At 63.4% G+C, this 14522-nt stretch carries 14 protein-coding genes; 7 read left to right on the top strand and 7 right to left on the bottom strand.

Annotated features, from left to right (window positions below; translation table 11 throughout):
* The first annotated feature begins 54 nt into the window (after positions 1-54).
* The 4 genes from pstC to phoU are packed head-to-tail and all read left to right on the top strand — an operon-like array spanning position 55 to position 3415.
* Positions 55-1017, top strand: a complete 963-nt coding sequence (pstC, locus tag ACODT0_RS20865; RefSeq protein WP_296731740.1) for a phosphate ABC transporter permease subunit PstC — start codon at positions 55-57, stop codon at positions 1015-1017.
* Complete coding sequence (gene pstA, locus ACODT0_RS20860; RefSeq protein ID WP_296731743.1) at positions 1014-1856, top strand: phosphate ABC transporter permease PstA; 843 nt, start codon at positions 1014-1016, stop codon at positions 1854-1856. Before pstC ends, pstA begins: the two co-directional genes overlap by 4 nt.
* Positions 1849-2664, top strand: coding sequence for a phosphate ABC transporter ATP-binding protein PstB (gene pstB / locus ACODT0_RS20855; protein WP_296731747.1), 816 nt, complete (start codon positions 1849-1851; stop codon positions 2662-2664). Before pstA ends, pstB begins: the two co-directional genes overlap by 8 nt.
* A gap of 25 nt (positions 2665-2689) precedes the next feature.
* Complete coding sequence (gene phoU / locus ACODT0_RS20850) at positions 2690-3415, top strand: phosphate signaling complex protein PhoU (RefSeq protein WP_296731749.1); 726 nt, start codon at positions 2690-2692, stop codon at positions 3413-3415.
* A 12-nt stretch (positions 3416-3427) separates the two neighbouring features.
* Here phoU and ACODT0_RS20845 read toward each other — a convergent pair whose 3' ends face one another.
* The 5 genes from ACODT0_RS20845 to ACODT0_RS20825 are packed head-to-tail and all read right to left on the bottom strand — an operon-like array spanning position 3428 to position 7691.
* A complete protein-coding gene (locus ACODT0_RS20845) occupies positions 3428-3676 on the bottom strand; it encodes a hypothetical protein (RefSeq protein ID WP_296731753.1) in 249 nt (82 codons plus the stop codon).
* Positions 3655-3972 carry a c-type cytochrome gene (locus ACODT0_RS20840; protein ID WP_398493961.1) on the bottom strand — a complete coding sequence of 106 codons (318 nt, stop codon included), beginning with the start codon at positions 3970-3972 and terminating at the stop codon, positions 3655-3657. Before ACODT0_RS20840 ends, ACODT0_RS20845 begins: the two co-directional genes overlap by 22 nt.
* A gap of 31 nt (positions 3973-4003) precedes the next feature.
* The gene (locus ACODT0_RS20835) at positions 4004-4660 is read right to left on the bottom strand and encodes a nitroreductase family protein (RefSeq protein ID WP_296731755.1); all 657 of its coding nucleotides are present in this window, start codon (positions 4658-4660) and stop codon (positions 4004-4006) included.
* An 8-nt stretch (positions 4661-4668) separates the two neighbouring features.
* Entirely contained in the window at positions 4669-7152 is a 2484-nt protein-coding gene (locus ACODT0_RS20830) for an arsenate reductase (azurin) large subunit (RefSeq protein ID WP_296731758.1), read from the bottom strand.
* A gap of 11 nt (positions 7153-7163) precedes the next feature.
* On the bottom strand, positions 7164-7691 hold the full coding sequence (locus ACODT0_RS20825; RefSeq protein ID WP_296731761.1) for an arsenate reductase (azurin) small subunit: 528 nt from the start codon (positions 7689-7691) through the stop codon (positions 7164-7166).
* 166 nt (positions 7692-7857) lie between these two features.
* Here ACODT0_RS20825 and ACODT0_RS20820 point away from each other — a divergent pair, with 166 nt between their 5' ends.
* Genes ACODT0_RS20820 through ACODT0_RS20810 form a run of 3 tightly spaced genes read left to right on the top strand, consistent with a single transcriptional unit; the run spans position 7858 to position 11498 of the window.
* Complete coding sequence (locus ACODT0_RS20820) at positions 7858-8715, top strand: PhnD/SsuA/transferrin family substrate-binding protein (protein ID WP_296731763.1); 858 nt, start codon at positions 7858-7860, stop codon at positions 8713-8715.
* 4 nt (positions 8716-8719) lie between these two features.
* Positions 8720-10174, top strand: coding sequence for a sensor histidine kinase (locus ACODT0_RS20815; RefSeq protein ID WP_296731767.1), 1455 nt, complete (start codon positions 8720-8722; stop codon positions 10172-10174).
* Positions 10149-11498 (top strand): sigma-54-dependent transcriptional regulator, encoded by a 1350-nt coding sequence (locus ACODT0_RS20810; protein WP_296731772.1) that lies wholly within the window; start codon positions 10149-10151, stop codon positions 11496-11498. Before ACODT0_RS20815 ends, ACODT0_RS20810 begins: the two co-directional genes overlap by 26 nt.
* Positions 11499-11632: 134 nt before the next feature.
* On the opposite strand, the gene ACODT0_RS20805 is transcribed toward ACODT0_RS20810, so the two are convergent.
* Together ACODT0_RS20805 and ACODT0_RS20800 are read right to left on the bottom strand one after the other, a co-directional pair.
* Positions 11633-13216, bottom strand: coding sequence for a phospholipase D family protein (locus ACODT0_RS20805; RefSeq protein ID WP_479672762.1), 1584 nt, complete (start codon positions 13214-13216; stop codon positions 11633-11635).
* Positions 13217-14005: 789 nt separating this feature from the next.
* A complete protein-coding gene (locus tag ACODT0_RS20800) occupies positions 14006-14506 on the bottom strand; it encodes a cupredoxin domain-containing protein (RefSeq protein ID WP_398493957.1) in 501 nt (166 codons plus the stop codon).
* Between the last annotated feature and the right edge of the window lie 16 nt (positions 14507-14522).

Here is a 14522-nt window from a genome sequence, read left to right as displayed (position 1 = left end):
CCCTTGCGGAGTTCTTGTATGTCTCGAATTCAGACCCTGCCTGTGAGCACCACCATGCCGAAGAAGCGCACCGCGCGCGATGAACAGTGCGACGCTCGCAACGATCGCCTTTTCCGGTACGTCGTCTTCGGCTGCGCCATGTTCGTCCTGGTTGCGCTCATGGGTGCTGCTCTATCGATGCTGTGGGGTGGCAAGGAAGCCTTCGCCACCTTCGGATGGTCCTTCATCTGGAACTCCGACTGGGACGCCGTACAGAAGAAGTTCGGCGCGCTGGTCCCCATCTACGGCACGCTCGTGACGGCAGCTATCGCCATGCTGATCGCAGTCCCAGTGAGCTTCGGCATTGCGCTGTTCCTCACCGAAATCGCGCCTACCCGGATCCGTCAGCCCGTGGCCGCTGCGGTTGAACTGCTTGCGGGCATCCCTTCGATCATTTACGGCATGTGGGGACTCTTCGTGTTCGTGCCCTTCATGGCCAACCACGTCACCCCGTGGCTGGACGAGCACGTCGGACCGCTCCCCCTCATCGGGCCGATGTTCCAGGGGCCACCGATCGGCCTGGGCATGCTCACCGCCGGCATTGTGCTGAGCATCATGGTCATCCCATTCGTTTCGTCGGTGATGCGGGAAGTGTTCATGACCGTTCCGCCCCAGTTGAAGGAGTCCGCATACGCCGTCGGCAACACGACATGGGAGGTGGTCTGGGACATCGTCCTGCCGTACACGCGTTCCGCCGTGGTTGGCGGCATCTTCCTGGGCCTGGGCCGCGCCCTGGGCGAAACGATGGCGGTGACTTTCGTGCTGGGCAACGCCCACCTGCTGTCCGCCTCGCTTCTCGAGCCGGGCAACTCCATTGCCGCCACCATTGCCAACGAGTTCACGGAAGCCGATTCGCCCGTCTACCTTTCGTCGCTGATCGCGCTGGGCTTCCTGCTGTTCATCGTCACCTTCATCGTGCTGACAATCGCGCGCCTGATGCTCAGCCAGCTCGCCCGCCGCGGAGGGGCATCGTCATGAGCAGCTGGACCCGTCGACAACTCAAGGACTACGTCGCCAAGGCGCTCGCCATCGCCGCGACGCTCTTTGGTCTCTTCTGGCTCGCCTGGATCCTCTGGACCACCGTGAGCAACGGGCTACCCGCATTGAAGTGGGAGCTGTTCACCCAGATGACGCCGCCCCCGGGCCAGGACGGTGGCCTGCTCAACGCCTTTGCCGGCAGCATCATCATGAGCGGCCTCGCCGTGCTGATCGCGACGCCGATTGGCATCGCGGCCGGCACGTACCTCGCCGAATATGCGCGCCACACCAAGCTGGGTGCGACGATCCGCTTCGTCAACGACATCCTGCTGTCGGCGCCGTCGATCGTGATCGGCCTCTTTGTCTACGAGCTGATGGTCCGGCAGATGGGGCACTTCTCCGCGTTGGCCGGTGCGGTGGCCCTCTCGTTCATCGTGCTGCCCGTGGTGGTACGAACCACCGACGAGATGCTGCAGCTCGTGCCGTCCACGATGCGGGAGGCGGCGCTGGCACTGGGCATCCCGCAGTGGAAGGTCATCCGCCAGGTGCTGTACCGGGCAGCCCTGTCCGGGATCATCACGGGCGTGCTGCTCGCGATCGCGCGCATCTCTGGGGAAACCGCTCCACTGCTCTTCACGGCACTGAACAACCAGTATTGGACGAACGACCTGACACAGCCGATGGCCAACGTGCCGGTCGTGATCTTCCAGTACGCGCTCAGCCCCTATGAGTTCTGGCATTCACTCGCCTGGGCCGGCGCCTTCGTGGTGACGATCCTGGTCCTTGTGCTGGGACTGATCTCGCGCGGCCTTCTGCTTTCCAGGAAATCCCATGACTGAAACAACTTCGGCACGTGTGAGCGCGCTCCGACCGGCCTTCCAGCAGCCGACCCCGCCCGCGAAGATCGAAACGCGCAATCTGAACTTCTTCTACGGCAACTCGCACGCCGTAAAAGGCGTTAATCTGACGCTGCGCGAAAAACGCGTCACGGCGCTGATCGGACCCTCGGGCTGCGGCAAGTCCACGCTGCTGCGAATCTTCAATCGCATCTACGCCGTCTACCCCAAGCAACGCGCCGAGGGCGAGGTGTTGCTCGACGGGAAGAACATCCTGTCCAAGGACTACTCGATCAATCGGCTGCGCACCAAGGTCGGCATGGTGTTCCAGAAGCCCGTGCCGTTCCCGATGTCGATCTACGACAACGTCGCCTATGCCATTCGCCACTATGAGAATCTGTCTCGGGCAGACATGGACCAGCGGGTGGAAGAAGCGCTGCGCGCCGGCGCCATCTGGGACGAGGTGAAAGACAAGCTCAAGCAAAGCGCCCTCGGCCTGTCCGGCGGCCAGCAGCAACGCTTGTGCATCGCCCGTGCGGTCGCACTGAAACCGGAGGTGCTGCTGCTCGACGAACCGACCTCGGCCCTCGACCCACTGTCGACCGCCAAGATCGAGCAGTTGGTCGACGAACTCAAGTCTCGGTACACGCTGCTCATCGTGACGCACAACATGCAGCAGGCGGCCCGGGTTTCGGATTTCACCGGCTTCATGTTCCTCGGCGAGTTGATCGAGTACGGCACGACCGACGACCTGTTCACCAAGCCGACCAAGAAGCAGACCGAGGACTATGTCACCGGCCGCTTCGGCTGAAGGCGTTCACCACCTGAAGGTCAGCATGAACACTCCACACATTGTCAAAGCGTTCGACCTCGAGCTCACCACCCTGAAGACCAACATCGGGGCCATGGGTGCCTTCGCGGGCAGCCAGTTCACCGACGCCGTTCAGGCCTTGCTGCACGGGGACTTGGTGCTGGCGCGGCGCGTGATCGAGCAGGACCAGCAGGTCGATGCACTTCGTCGCGACCTGTCGACCTCCGCGGCCATGGTGATCGCCAAGCGGCAGCCGCTGGCCGGAGACCTCGACGAGGTGCTGGCGGACTTCCGGATCGTCGAGGACCTGGAGCGCATCGGGGATCTTGCGAAGAACATCGCCAAGCGAGCCATCGCGATCGCCGGCACCCAGTTTCCGGAAGATCTGGTGCAGGGCCTAGAGCAGTTGTCCGAGCTCGCGTCCCAGCAGTTGAGCAATGCGCTCAAGACCTTCCTGGCGCGAGACGCCGAGCAGGCGATGGTGGTGCGCCAGCAGGACGAAGCCATAGACGAGTTGCACACGGTGGTGTTTCGCGATCTGGTCTCGCGCATGGGGGCTGATCCGTCACAGGTGATCGGCTTCGTGCACCTGCTTTTCTGTGCGAAGAACATCGAGCGCATCGGCGATCACGCGACCCATATCGCGGAGGCCGCATACGTGACTGCCACGGGTCATCGTCCCGAAGCAGAACGCCGCCGGCTGGATCAGAGCAGCTCGCTCAAGAGTGCGCAGCCTGAGCAAGAGGGCTGACCGGACCTCGTATCAGCCTGGAAACTCCACGCCCGAATACGACAGCAGCCCCATCAGCACACAGGTGACCGCCAGAAAGCTCACCCACAGCAGCCACTCGCGGCCGCTGCGGCGGCTGACCAGCCACATGGCGAACACCCCTGCACAGATGCATCCGAAGTAGAGCGAAAGAGCGAAAGAGCGAAAAGCCTGCCCATCATATTTCGATACCTCCGGATTCATGGAATCGATTCTGAAGGCTACTTCATCTTCAGAATCCACGTCACGAGTGCTTTCACGTCGGCATCCGAAACCTGAGCGTTCGGGGGCATGGGGACCGTGCCCCATACGCCCGAGCCGCCCTTCTTCACCTTCGCGATGAGCTTGTCGGTCGCGTCCTTGTCCGCCGCGTACTTCGCGGCGATGTCCTTGAAGGCAGGTCCCACGACCTTGTGATCCTTGGCGTGACACGCCGTGCAGCTGTTCTTGGCCGCTAGCGCATCGCTGGCCTGCGCCAGCGGGGAAAACAGACTCAACGCCACGGCGGCGGATGCGAAGGAAATGGCTGAACGAAACAAAGGAATCTCCTATGAGGAAGTGATGACGGTGTCAGTCGCCGAGGACACGCAGCACGGCCTTCGGGACCGGGCGCTGGCGTGGGGGTTTGAACTGGCTCTCGGTGCCGATGGCGATAAAGCAGATGGCCTGCTCATGCGGCTGCAGGGCGAAGAGCGAGCGCATAGCGGGAGCATTGAGAGAACGGCCGCTGGCCAGGCCACTGCTGTATCCCAGGGACGTCGCGGCGAGGAGGACGTTCTGAATGGCGCAGCCCAACGAGATGAGGCGCTCTTGGGTGGGAATGCCGCTGACATCCCTGGCGAGATCTTCGCCATGGAGGACCGCGAGCAGCAGGCACGGTGCGCGCTCGGCCTTCTCCGCCGCCGCGCGGATTTGCGCCTGTGTCGCCCCGGGATCTCGTTCGATCAGTGCACTCACGAACGCCTTCCCGAGCGGGAGCCGTTGTGATGCAGGGATCAGCACGAAATGCCATGGGGTCAGCTGGCCATGGTCGGGCGCGGTCACAGCTGCAGCCATCAGTTGCTCCAGGTCGGCAGGCCCCGGTCCTGGCTCGACCAGGCGCCGCGCGGAGACTTGGTGCCGTGCAGCCAGGAGGGAAACCAGATCACCGTCGATGACGCCGACGTCCCGGGGCGGCATCGAAGGCGTGCCGCCTGCGTCGACCGGCCGTGGTTGCAAAGTCTTCATGCGGATCGTCAGGCAAAGTGCCGGTCCTTGAACGAAACCGTGGCCTTGTAGTCGGCCAGGGTCCCGACACGACGGATGCTCGCCCAGGCCCCCTTGTAGTACGGGATCACGTTGCGATCGGTCCAGTCGCTGGTGACGTGGCCAGCTGTGCCGTTGAAGTAACCGAAGAGCATGAATGTCTGCCCTTGCTTGATGGACTTCGTCGGGTAGACCATCGCGTAGGTGCTGCCGTAGTCGTTGAAGACCTCGACCACATCCCCCGCCGCGACACCCGATGCCTTGGCATCGTCGGGATTCATCTCCAGGTAGGCCATCGGATAGCGTCCCCTGACCTGTTCGTTGTACTGGTCGTGGTACGCGGTCTGCCAGACCTCGTTGGCGCGGCCGTTATTGATCCAGAACTTGTGCTTTTCCTTCTGCGCCGCCACCGGCTTGGGCAGGCCATTCCACGGCGCGGGCTTAAAGGCGGCCTTTCCATCCTTCGTGTCGAACTTGCCGTCGGCGTAGATCATCTCCGTACCGATCAGCTTGCCGTCCTTGACCTCCTTGATCGGCAGCTGCACGCCGTTATTGCCCGCCTTGCGCAGCAGCTCATAGGTCGCCAGGTAGCCCGTGCTGCCGCCCTGGCTATCGATGGCGCTCACACCGGGCCTGCCCGCCTGCCTGAAGCCGTCATTGAAGGCGTCTTCCTCCGTTTTCCAGTCGAAGCCGTCGAACTGCGCCGCCATCTTTGCGTTGCCGGCCTGCGTGTAGAGCGCCTTCAGCGTGTTGGCGATGTCGGCGGCGATGAGGCAGTCCGGCCGCGCCGAGCCGGGTGGGTCCATGAAGCGCTCCGACAGGCGCAGCCGGCGCTCGCCATTCATCGAGGTCAGGTTCATCTCGCCCGGCTGGGCGGCGGGCAGCAGCAACTGGGCAGCCTCGGCCAACTTTGTGGGGTACAGGTTGATGCCGACGACGAACAACCCACCCTTGTTCTTGCACGCGTCGTAGATCACGTCAACCATTGCGGCCACATCGGCGCCGCGCGCCTTGACCATCGCCTCGCGCACGATGTTGGCCCGCCGGGTCAGCACCGCGCGGTGCTGCTCCGCGTTGTTGGTCGTCTGGAACGGGTTGGTGCCCCAGATCGTGTACATCAGACCGCGTCCCTGGATGACCTCCTGGTCGATGTAGATCTTCTTGTCCCCGGGGTATGGTGGGCGCGTGTAGCCCTCCTGGTGGCCACCCATGCGGACGACCCCGGTCCCGCGGCGCCCCACGTTCTGCGTGGCAATGACAAGGCTCACCAGAGCGCTCTGGATGACATAGTTGTCGTTGCCCCAGATGATCCCTTTCTCGTAGGGGTGCATCGTGCGCGGGCGATGCCCCGAGGCCTTCGGCTTGTAGGCCCACTCGGCCGCCTGCTTGATCTTGTCGACGGACAGGCCGGTGACCTTCGCGCCGTCCTCGAGCGACATGCGGTTGGTCTTCACCGCGTCGTCGAAGCCCGATGTGTGCTGGGCGATGAACGCCTTGTCGTGCCAGCCCTGGTCGACCACGTAGGTGAACAGCGTGTTGAACAGCGCCGTGTCAGTGCCCGGCTCCAGATCCAGGTGCAGCACGTTCTCCTTGCCCGCAATCTGCTCGGCGATGGCGATCGTGGAGGTGCGGCGCGGGTCCACCACGATCAGCTTGGCGGCGGCCGTGGTCTCCCCCTGGAACCACTTTTTCTTCTTGTCGGCGGTGCCGCCCGAGAGGTTGGGCACCCAGTGATTCAGGAAGTAGTTCGTCTGGGTTTCATACGGGTTGCAGCCGGTGGCCAGGATGCAGTCCGCAACCTCGGCATCTTCGTAGCTGTTGTTGAGCTCGCCAATGCCCATCTCGCGGGTGGCGTGGCATTCGGAGTTGTAGGCCGGCCGGTTGTGGATGCGCACCATGGGTGTCTTGAGCGCCGAGAACATCAGCTTGCCCGTGCCCCAGGTGTTCTCGAAGCCGCCTCCGGCGCCGCCGTGGTCGAAGCAGTCGAACATCACGCCAGAGGGACCATCAGTGTCGAGGATCTTCTTCGTCACGCCGGCATAGATGGCCAGCGCTTCGCTCCAGTTCGTATCGAGCCACTCACTGCCCCGGAAGATCCGCGGCGTCTTCAGCCGCTCCTTGCCGATGCCATCGGCCGAGTACATGTACGAGCCCATCTTCCCGCCACGCGTGGAGGACAGGCCGCTGTTGACCACGCATTCCTTGTCCGGCACCACCATGATGTTCCAGCGCTTGCCCGAACGATCGGTGATGGTGTTCGTCATGGCCGGCGTCATCGTGAGCGCCATTGGCGGCACCTGTTTGCGGAAGTCCACGCCCAGCGCGTTGTCTCCGGGAGCTCGACCGCCTTCGCGGTTCGCATCCCATTTATAGACGTGATACCCGCAACCGACGATGCAGAAGTGGCACGTCATGTTGGTCTTCTGGGCATCCTTGGTGGGCAGCGCGATGCGGTCCCGGATCTCGGTGGTCATGGTCTTGCCCCTTACAGCACGTTGGACTGGCGGCCGTAGAGCAGCCCGTTGATCGCAACGGCCTGCAGGCTGTCGCTGCGCGCGTCGTACTCCAGCAGCACCTGTGGCAGGTCCTCCGTGGCCTGCCCGCAGACCATCTGACCGCTGTTCTCGGGGTCGAACACCGAGAAATGGCAGCCGCATTTGAAGGTCCGGGTGCCGGGGTCGTACGCCACGGGGCAACCCATGTGCGTGCACATCCCGCTGTACGCCACGATGTCCTTGTTGGGGCCAACGCCGCCCGGTACCGGCGTCCCCATGCGGATGGCGTAGCACGGAGAGCTCGCGTCCGGGTAGCTGAAGCTGACGGCCTGGTTGACGGGCATGGCGCTGGCCTTGCCGACCGCGCGGCGCGGGTATTTCAGGGTTGTGGCGCCCGGGGCGAGTTGCGCTACGGGCTGGGCAGCATGGGCGGGCGTCAGGCTGGAGGTGGCCAGCGCGGCCGCGCCGCCGCCGCTGGTCAGCATGAAGATCCGCCGACTGACTTTCGGGTTTTCCATCGTGTCTCCGTTGTTGGGCAAGCGCTTCTCCATGCGCAAGACAGGTGCCAACGGAGCGTTCCAATGTTTTCAACGACTTAGGACGACAGCGCCTCGGGAATGTCCGGATCACGTAACGCCATGCCGGCGAGTAAGTTACGAATTCGTAACCCCTACGACCCCTAGTATGCGACGAAGAACGCTGCTCCAGGCACTGCCCGCGCTGGCCGGATGGACTTCCCTGGACGCCAGCCGCGCCGCCGAACGTCCGCGCATTCGCATCGGGCTGACGGCGGTCATCCTGGCCGACCAGGTCGCGTTTCTCTCGCGATGGGGCGACTACCTGTCCAGCCGGACCGGGGCGTCCGTGACCTTCTCGGCGCGCGAGTCCTACCAGGAAATCCTGGACCTGCTGTTCAGTGGCCAGCTCGAGGCCGCCTGGATCTGCGGCTATCCCTACGTGCTCCAGCAAACCCGTCTCGAACTGCTGGCGGTGCCCATCTATGAGGACAAACCGCTGTATCGGTCCTACCTCATCCGCCCGGCCAGCAAGAGCAATGGCATCGAAGGCTGGACCGATCTGAAGGGGCGTGTGCTCGCGTATTCGGACCCTCTGTCCAACTCGGGATGGCTGGTACCGCAAGCGCAGTTGCGCGCTGCGGGCTTGCTTCCGCGCGATCTGCGCCGCGGCTTCTTTGCCCATGGCCATCGAAACGTCGCGGAAGCCGTGGCCGCCCGGCTGGCCGACGCCGGGTGCATCGACGGCTACGTGTGGGAGACGATGCGGCGGCAGAAGATGACAGCAGCCGAGCGCACCGAGGTCGTCTGGCGCTCCGAACCCTACGGTTTCCCGCCGCTGGTGGTGCGCAAGGGAGCGCTTGGTGAACTCACCCAGCAGCTGCGATTGTCATTGCTCGCCATGAGCCAGGACGTGGAAGGCCAGGGTTTACTGCAGGCGCTCAACCTCGATGGTTTCGCGCAAGAGCCGGGCGGCATCTTCGCTTCGATCGAGAAGCTGGCGGCCGAGCAGGCACGCGTGAGCTGACGCCATGCTCGGCCGCTTGCCTTACCGCTTCCAGATTCCCTTCGGACTGGTGCTGGCCGTCGTAGTGTCAGCGCTGCTGGTATCGGCCGTGGCCGCCCAGATTTCCGCACGCTCGGTGCGCCAAGAGATCCTCTCGACGGTCAGGCAATCCATGGTCCTGCTGAGCGCGCAGGCGCGGCCGTTGCTGGCGTCCGAGGACACCTGGCGCGCCTTCACCCTGCTGCGCGATACCGCGGCCCTGCTGCCGGGTGCCGATCACGGACAGACACGAGGAGCGATCCTGGACGCAAAGGGTCGCTTCCTGGCTGGCTCTGATCCCGCCCGGCTCGCTACTGGCGAGCAGGCTCTCGGCCAGCGGGTCGGCACAAGGGTCACGCCTTCGGCGCAGGAGATCCGCGGCCACATGGAACTGCCCGACCAGGCCGGGGACCTGACGCTGGTCGAGCCGATCCAGAGCGAAGACGGCGAGGTGCTCGGTTTTGTCTACGTGGAGGTCGACGCACCGGTATTCGCGCCCGACTGGGTCGCGGTCGCTCAGCCAGCGCTCATCGGCGCCATGCTCGCGGCCGCATTGCTCGCGCCGGCCGGCTGGTGGCTCGGCGAACGCATGGGGCGCCCGATCGCCCAGATTGCCGACTGCATTGCCCGAATCGGCAACACGAGCGCAGCGCAGCTGCAGGCAGAAGTGCCCGAAGCCAAGGATCCGGAACTCAACCGGATCGGCAATGCCGTGCGGCGCCTGCTTTCCGAGCTCGAGGTACGGCAAGCCGCGGAGCAGCGCGCCTTGTCGGCGGAGCGTCTTGCAGCCGTCGGCCGCATCACTGCGGCGGTCGCGCACGAGATCAACAATCCGCTGGCCGGCTTGCTCACGGCAGCCCAGACACTGCGCATTCACGGCGCATCCGAAGAGGCGCGCCTGAGGAGCATCGATCTTGTCGACCGTGGCCTGAAGCAGATCCAGACGATGACGGCAGCGCTGCTGCCCCAGGCCCGGGTGGAAGACCGTGCCTTGCAGCCGGGCGATGTGAACGACGTCATCACGTTGGTGCAACCCGAGGCCACGCGGCTGGGCGTCCGCCTGACGCATGAAGTCGAGATCGCATCGGCATTTCGCGTTCCCTCAGCCGTCGTGCGGCAGGTGCTGCTCAACCTCTTACTCAACGCCATCAAGGCGGCTGGCAGCAGTGGTCAGGCGCATGCGGCTGTGCACGCCGACGCGCATACCGTGAAGGTCACGGTCAGCAACAGCGGCGCGCAGCTGACACCGGATGCGCTGGAGGCCCGGCTGGCCGCGGAAGGCGGCAACGATCCGCGCGGCTTCGGCCTGTGGATCTGCCGCGAGATCGCCAATCGCTTCAGCGGCGGCTTTGGCCTGCTGCACTCCGCCACCGCGGCGACAGAGTTGTGTTTCTGGATCCCCAACATGGAAGCAAATGAGCAAGTCCCTCCTACTCATTGAAGACGACCCGATCATGGGCGAATCGCTTCAGCAGCGCTTCGAGCTGGAGGGCTTTCACGTGGTCTGGTGCCGGCGGCTCGGTGAAGCTGCGGGGCGCATCGAAGAACCGTGGGCCGCAGTCATCAGCGATGTGCGCCTGCCGGACGGACTGGCCACCGAATGGTTCGCGGGTTTGTCACCGCAGGTGCGCGCAGTGCCGTGGTTCTTCCTGACAGGCTATGGAAGCGTCAACGATGCGGTGGCCGCGATTCGCTCGGGAGCGCGCGAGTACCTGACCAAGCCCTTCGAGATCGAGCGCCTGGTCTCACTCATCCATGCGGCGACATCCTCGAGCCGCGCGCTCAACGACGAGGCAGTGCTCGGCGTCTCGAGCGCCATGCGCAAGATCGAAGACATGATCCGCAAGGTGGCGGGGCAGCGATCATCCGTGCTGCTGACGGGCGAGTCGGGGGTCGGCAAGGAGGTGGCCGCCCAGTTCATCCACAGCCTCGATCCGCGCGGCTCGCAGGCCGAGTTCATCGCCGTCAACTGCGCGGCCGTTCCCGAGAACATGATGGAGGCGGAATTCTTCGGCTACGAGAAAGGCGCCTTCACGGGAGCGCAACGGGCTCACAAGGGCTATCTCGAAAGGGCCCATGGGGGCACGCTGTTCCTTGACGAGGTCGGGGATCTGCCGCACCAGATGCAGGCGAAGCTGCTGCGTGCCTTGCAGGAGCGGTGCTTCTTCAGGCTGGGCTCGGAGCGTACGACGCGCAGCGACTTCCGGGTGATCGCTGCGACCAACCGGGATCTCTATGCCGACATGCTGGCTGGCTCATTCCGGGAGGATCTGTTCTATCGACTCGCCGTGATCAACCTGTGGCTGCCGCCGTTGCGCGAGCGGCCGGAGGACATCCGCTGGCTCGCCGAGAGGATGTTGTCGCAGCTGACGCAGGAGCACGGCAGGCCCATCGCGGTCTCCGAGCCATTCATGCGCGACGTGCTGGGGCGCACATGGAAAGGGAACGCCAGGCAGTTGCGGTCCTATATCGAACAGGCGGTGGTGCTGAGCGATCAGGGCATCGTTGATCTTCCCTTGGAGGACCGAAACCTGAGTGCCAACGAACCGTCACGGGCATCGAGCGACGAGTTCGTGCCGCTGCAGGCAATGATCGAGGAGACAGAGCGGCAGCACATCCAGCGCGCACTCGCCCGGACCGATGGCAGCGTATCCAAGACCGCGGAGCTCCTGGGTATCAGCCGCAAGACGCTTTGGGAAAAACTTAAACGCCTCAAGATGAGGACGGTCGAGGCTGAGTTGAGTCAGGCTAAGGAAGAGCGCTGACCCCCGAGATGCTGCTCGGCATTGCCGCACAACACGGACGGGGGCAAGTCCTCAAGCGAGGTTACCTCGAGGTCAAGCCGAGGTATGGGACGAGCATCTCCCGTACCTAAGCCTCCGAGACCGAGGTCACGCCCTTACAGAAGCTCTTCCCCCAAAATTGGCAGCAGTAACCAGTTCTTGATTCGCAGCCACAGGAAGTCGCCAGGAACATCCTCATGCACGATGTGCTCGCCATCCGCGTCGTGACTCAGCCACTGCGTGCGGCCGTCTGAGGAAGAGCGCAGGCGATACGCGAACTCGATATGCTCTGCGGCGATCAGGCTGTTGAATTCCTTGACCATCGCAGGACTTTCGACGACGAGCCCAAGTTCTGTGTTGATGGAAGCGGATCGGTAATCGAGATTCATCGACCCAACGAAAATTCGCTCGTCGTCCATCAGCGCGACCTTGGCATGCAGGCGGCTTAGTGATTTGCCGAAGTCACCGAAGCGTTTGGGTCGTACGGGGCCTTCAGGTGCAATCTCGTAGACCGTCACGCCGATCTTCAGTAGATCGGGCCGGTAGCGCTCATAGCCTGCATACGTGAGCGGCTCGTCCGTGGATCCGAGCGAGTTGGTGATGACCACGGCGCGACCACCGCTGGCAACAAAATTCTTCAAAACCGCCATCCCCCGGAGGCCTGGGATGAAATAGGGCGAAAGAATTTGCACACTGGTTTGCGAGGACGCGACCTCGTACAACGCGCCCTCCGAGACGCTGCCGCGGTATGCCACTTCGTGATCCAGCAAGAGCTTTTCGGGACTGTCGGCATACAGGCGCGCCGATGCCTGGTGGAGCTCAAGTTTCCCGGTGATCAACTGTTCGCCGACAGGCGAATGGCCGAGGATGTCGGAAGGTCGCAAGGCGACGTCCGGCGCTGCAGTGCGGACTCTTTCGTCGAATCGGCGTTGCGCGACGCTGGCAGAAAACGAAAGGGGCGCGAGGTCACTAATAGACCATACCTGTGCGCTGTTCCAGAACGCATCGAAGGACTTGGACAGTTCCCGAACGATCGGACCGCATGAGAGCAAGTCAACGTCGATGAAGTTGGCCGACGCGTCGCGCATAAAGTATTCGTTGCCGATATTGCGCCCGCCAGAGATCGCAAAACTGTTGTCTGCCACCAGGAGCTTGTTGTGCATGCGATGGTTGACTCGCAACAAGGAAAAGAAAGAGAGCACCAGTCGCGCGGGAAGCGCCGCCGCGCGCGAAGGCAGCGGATTGAAATGACGCACCTCGACGTTCGGGAACGTCGCCAGTGTGGCAAACAGTTCCTCCTCGCCACCCGTGTAGAGGTCATCTACGAGCAACCGAACGCGCACGCCCCTCGCCGCAGCGTCGCGAAGCTCTCTGAGGAACTGCAGCCCGGCATCGTCGCTACGAATCAGGTAGTACTGCACATCGAGTGATCGCTCGGCACTGCGCACGAGTGCAACACGTGCGTCAAAGGCGAAAGCCGCCTCGGGAAGCAACCGGAAGCCCGAAGTCACCGCTGAGCTGTTCACATGACGCTGCGCGAGTTTGCCCAGCGTCGTGTCAGCGTATTCGGCGATGGCGTGGGAAGCCTGACGATTGCCTGATGGCGAGGGCAGGCCGGCGCAGCCCACCAGAAACGCTGTGGCGAGCGTTGTGAGCAGAACACCCAATCTGCGAAATGCGCATTGCGCGAAAAACTGCATCCAAGCGTCAGGGAACATGGGCTCGCAATATAGCCGCCCTGCTTATCCCAGACGCGGGTGCATCGGCAGATTAAACATTTGTAATCCGCCCGAGCGGCGACTGACGGATTGAATTTCTAGACTGATGACAGGGAGATCAACCGACGGCCTACCGAGAGCATCCGGGCCGTCACGGCTTTCTGGCCCGGCATGCACTCACTTGGTCAAAGGAGAGCATCATGTCGTCAAAACGTAGAGGTCCAGCACTCGCCATCGCCATCTGCGCAGTTGTTCTCGCGCCCGTGGTGTACGCGGAACCATCTCACTTCGCACCCACGGAAGCTGGCGTGGTCTACCATCCCGAGCACGCGGGGCCGGCCAGACCCCGGGCCCACGTCACCGCTGAACTCGGGGCTGCTCAAAAGCATCCGTTCTGGACATGGTCGAGTCGGTACGGCGCGCCGTGGCCTGTCGCCAAGAGCGGTCCTGGCAAGACGCGCGATGAAGTTCGCAAAGAGACCCTCCAGGCGATGCGAGAAGGCACCACTCCGTCCGGCGAGAGATAGTCGAAGTCGGACGCTCTGAGCAGCGATCACCAAGGAATGTTTTCTCGGCAGGCGCATTTTTCGGCTTGTCGCGAGGCTGGGCCTTGACGGTCGCTGCACTACCACCTCAAGCAAAACTGCCCCCTTCGGCTCAACCTTTCCCGGCGGATCGGCATGCCAGCTGAGTCTGGTCAACGCGGGCCGAGTCGATCGACTCGGCGCCAGGGAAACGCATGAGACAGCCCGGTGAAATCCCGGGGAAGCATCAGACCCCAGAGGCGGCGACGACCTTGACCTTGCCCACCATGCCGGCCTGGTAGTGCCCCGCGATGAGACACGCGAAATCGAAATCCCCTGGCCGATTGAAGGTCCAGGTGATCTCGCCGGTCTTGCCGGGTGCGACATGCGCCATGTAGGGCTCGGAATGCTCCATGCCCGGGAACTTCATCATCAGCGCTGCATGGTTGTCGAGTTCCTTCTTTGTGCCGAGGACGAACTCGTGCATTACCTGTCCCTCGTTCCGAATGGAAATCTTCACAGTCTCTCCCTGCTTGACCTGGATACGATCGGGCGTGAAGCGCATGTTGTCGGTCATCCTGAATTCCAGCGTTCGCTTGGCCGCGCTCGCATCGCCGGCGATGCCCCAGTCTTTCTGCTCCTTGCGCACAGGTCCGCTCGGTGCGCCGTGATCCTCGTCGCCGTGTGCGAGGGCGAGACCTGAGAACGCCAGGGTGCTGGCGAGCATCAATATCCTGATCGGTTTCATGGGGTTCCTTTGGTTG

The organism is Variovorax sp. FG153, assembly GCF_057809595.1.
This window is presented reverse-complemented; position numbering and strand designations above follow the sequence as displayed.

Excerpts from the sequence above, each read along its gene's own strand:
- pstC (WP_296731740.1), top strand. The coding sequence starts at position 55 with ATGCCGAAGAAGCGCACCGCGCGCGATGAACAGTGCGACGCTCGCAAC.
- pstA (WP_296731743.1), top strand. The coding sequence starts at position 1,014 with ATGAGCAGCTGGACCCGTCGACAACTCAAGGACTACGTCGCCAAGGCG.
- pstB (WP_296731747.1), top strand. The coding sequence starts at position 1,849 with ATGACTGAAACAACTTCGGCACGTGTGAGCGCGCTCCGACCGGCCTTC.
- phoU (WP_296731749.1), top strand. The coding sequence starts at position 2,690 with ATGAACACTCCACACATTGTCAAAGCGTTCGACCTCGAGCTCACCACC.
- ACODT0_RS20835 (WP_296731755.1), bottom strand. The coding sequence starts at position 4,660 with ATGAAGACTTTGCAACCACGGCCGGTCGACGCAGGCGGCACGCCTTCG.
- ACODT0_RS20830 (WP_296731758.1), bottom strand. The coding sequence starts at position 7,152 with ATGACCACCGAGATCCGGGACCGCATCGCGCTGCCCACCAAGGATGCC.
- ACODT0_RS20825 (WP_296731761.1), bottom strand. The coding sequence starts at position 7,691 with ATGGAAAACCCGAAAGTCAGTCGGCGGATCTTCATGCTGACCAGCGGC.
- ACODT0_RS20820 (WP_296731763.1), top strand. The coding sequence starts at position 7,858 with ATGCGACGAAGAACGCTGCTCCAGGCACTGCCCGCGCTGGCCGGATGG.
- ACODT0_RS20815 (WP_296731767.1), top strand. The coding sequence starts at position 8,720 with ATGCTCGGCCGCTTGCCTTACCGCTTCCAGATTCCCTTCGGACTGGTG.
- ACODT0_RS20810 (WP_296731772.1), top strand. The coding sequence starts at position 10,149 with ATGAGCAAGTCCCTCCTACTCATTGAAGACGACCCGATCATGGGCGAA.
- ACODT0_RS20805 (WP_479672762.1), bottom strand. The coding sequence starts at position 13,216 with ATGCAGTTTTTCGCGCAATGCGCATTTCGCAGATTGGGTGTTCTGCTC.
- ACODT0_RS20800 (WP_398493957.1), bottom strand. The coding sequence starts at position 14,506 with ATGAAACCGATCAGGATATTGATGCTCGCCAGCACCCTGGCGTTCTCA.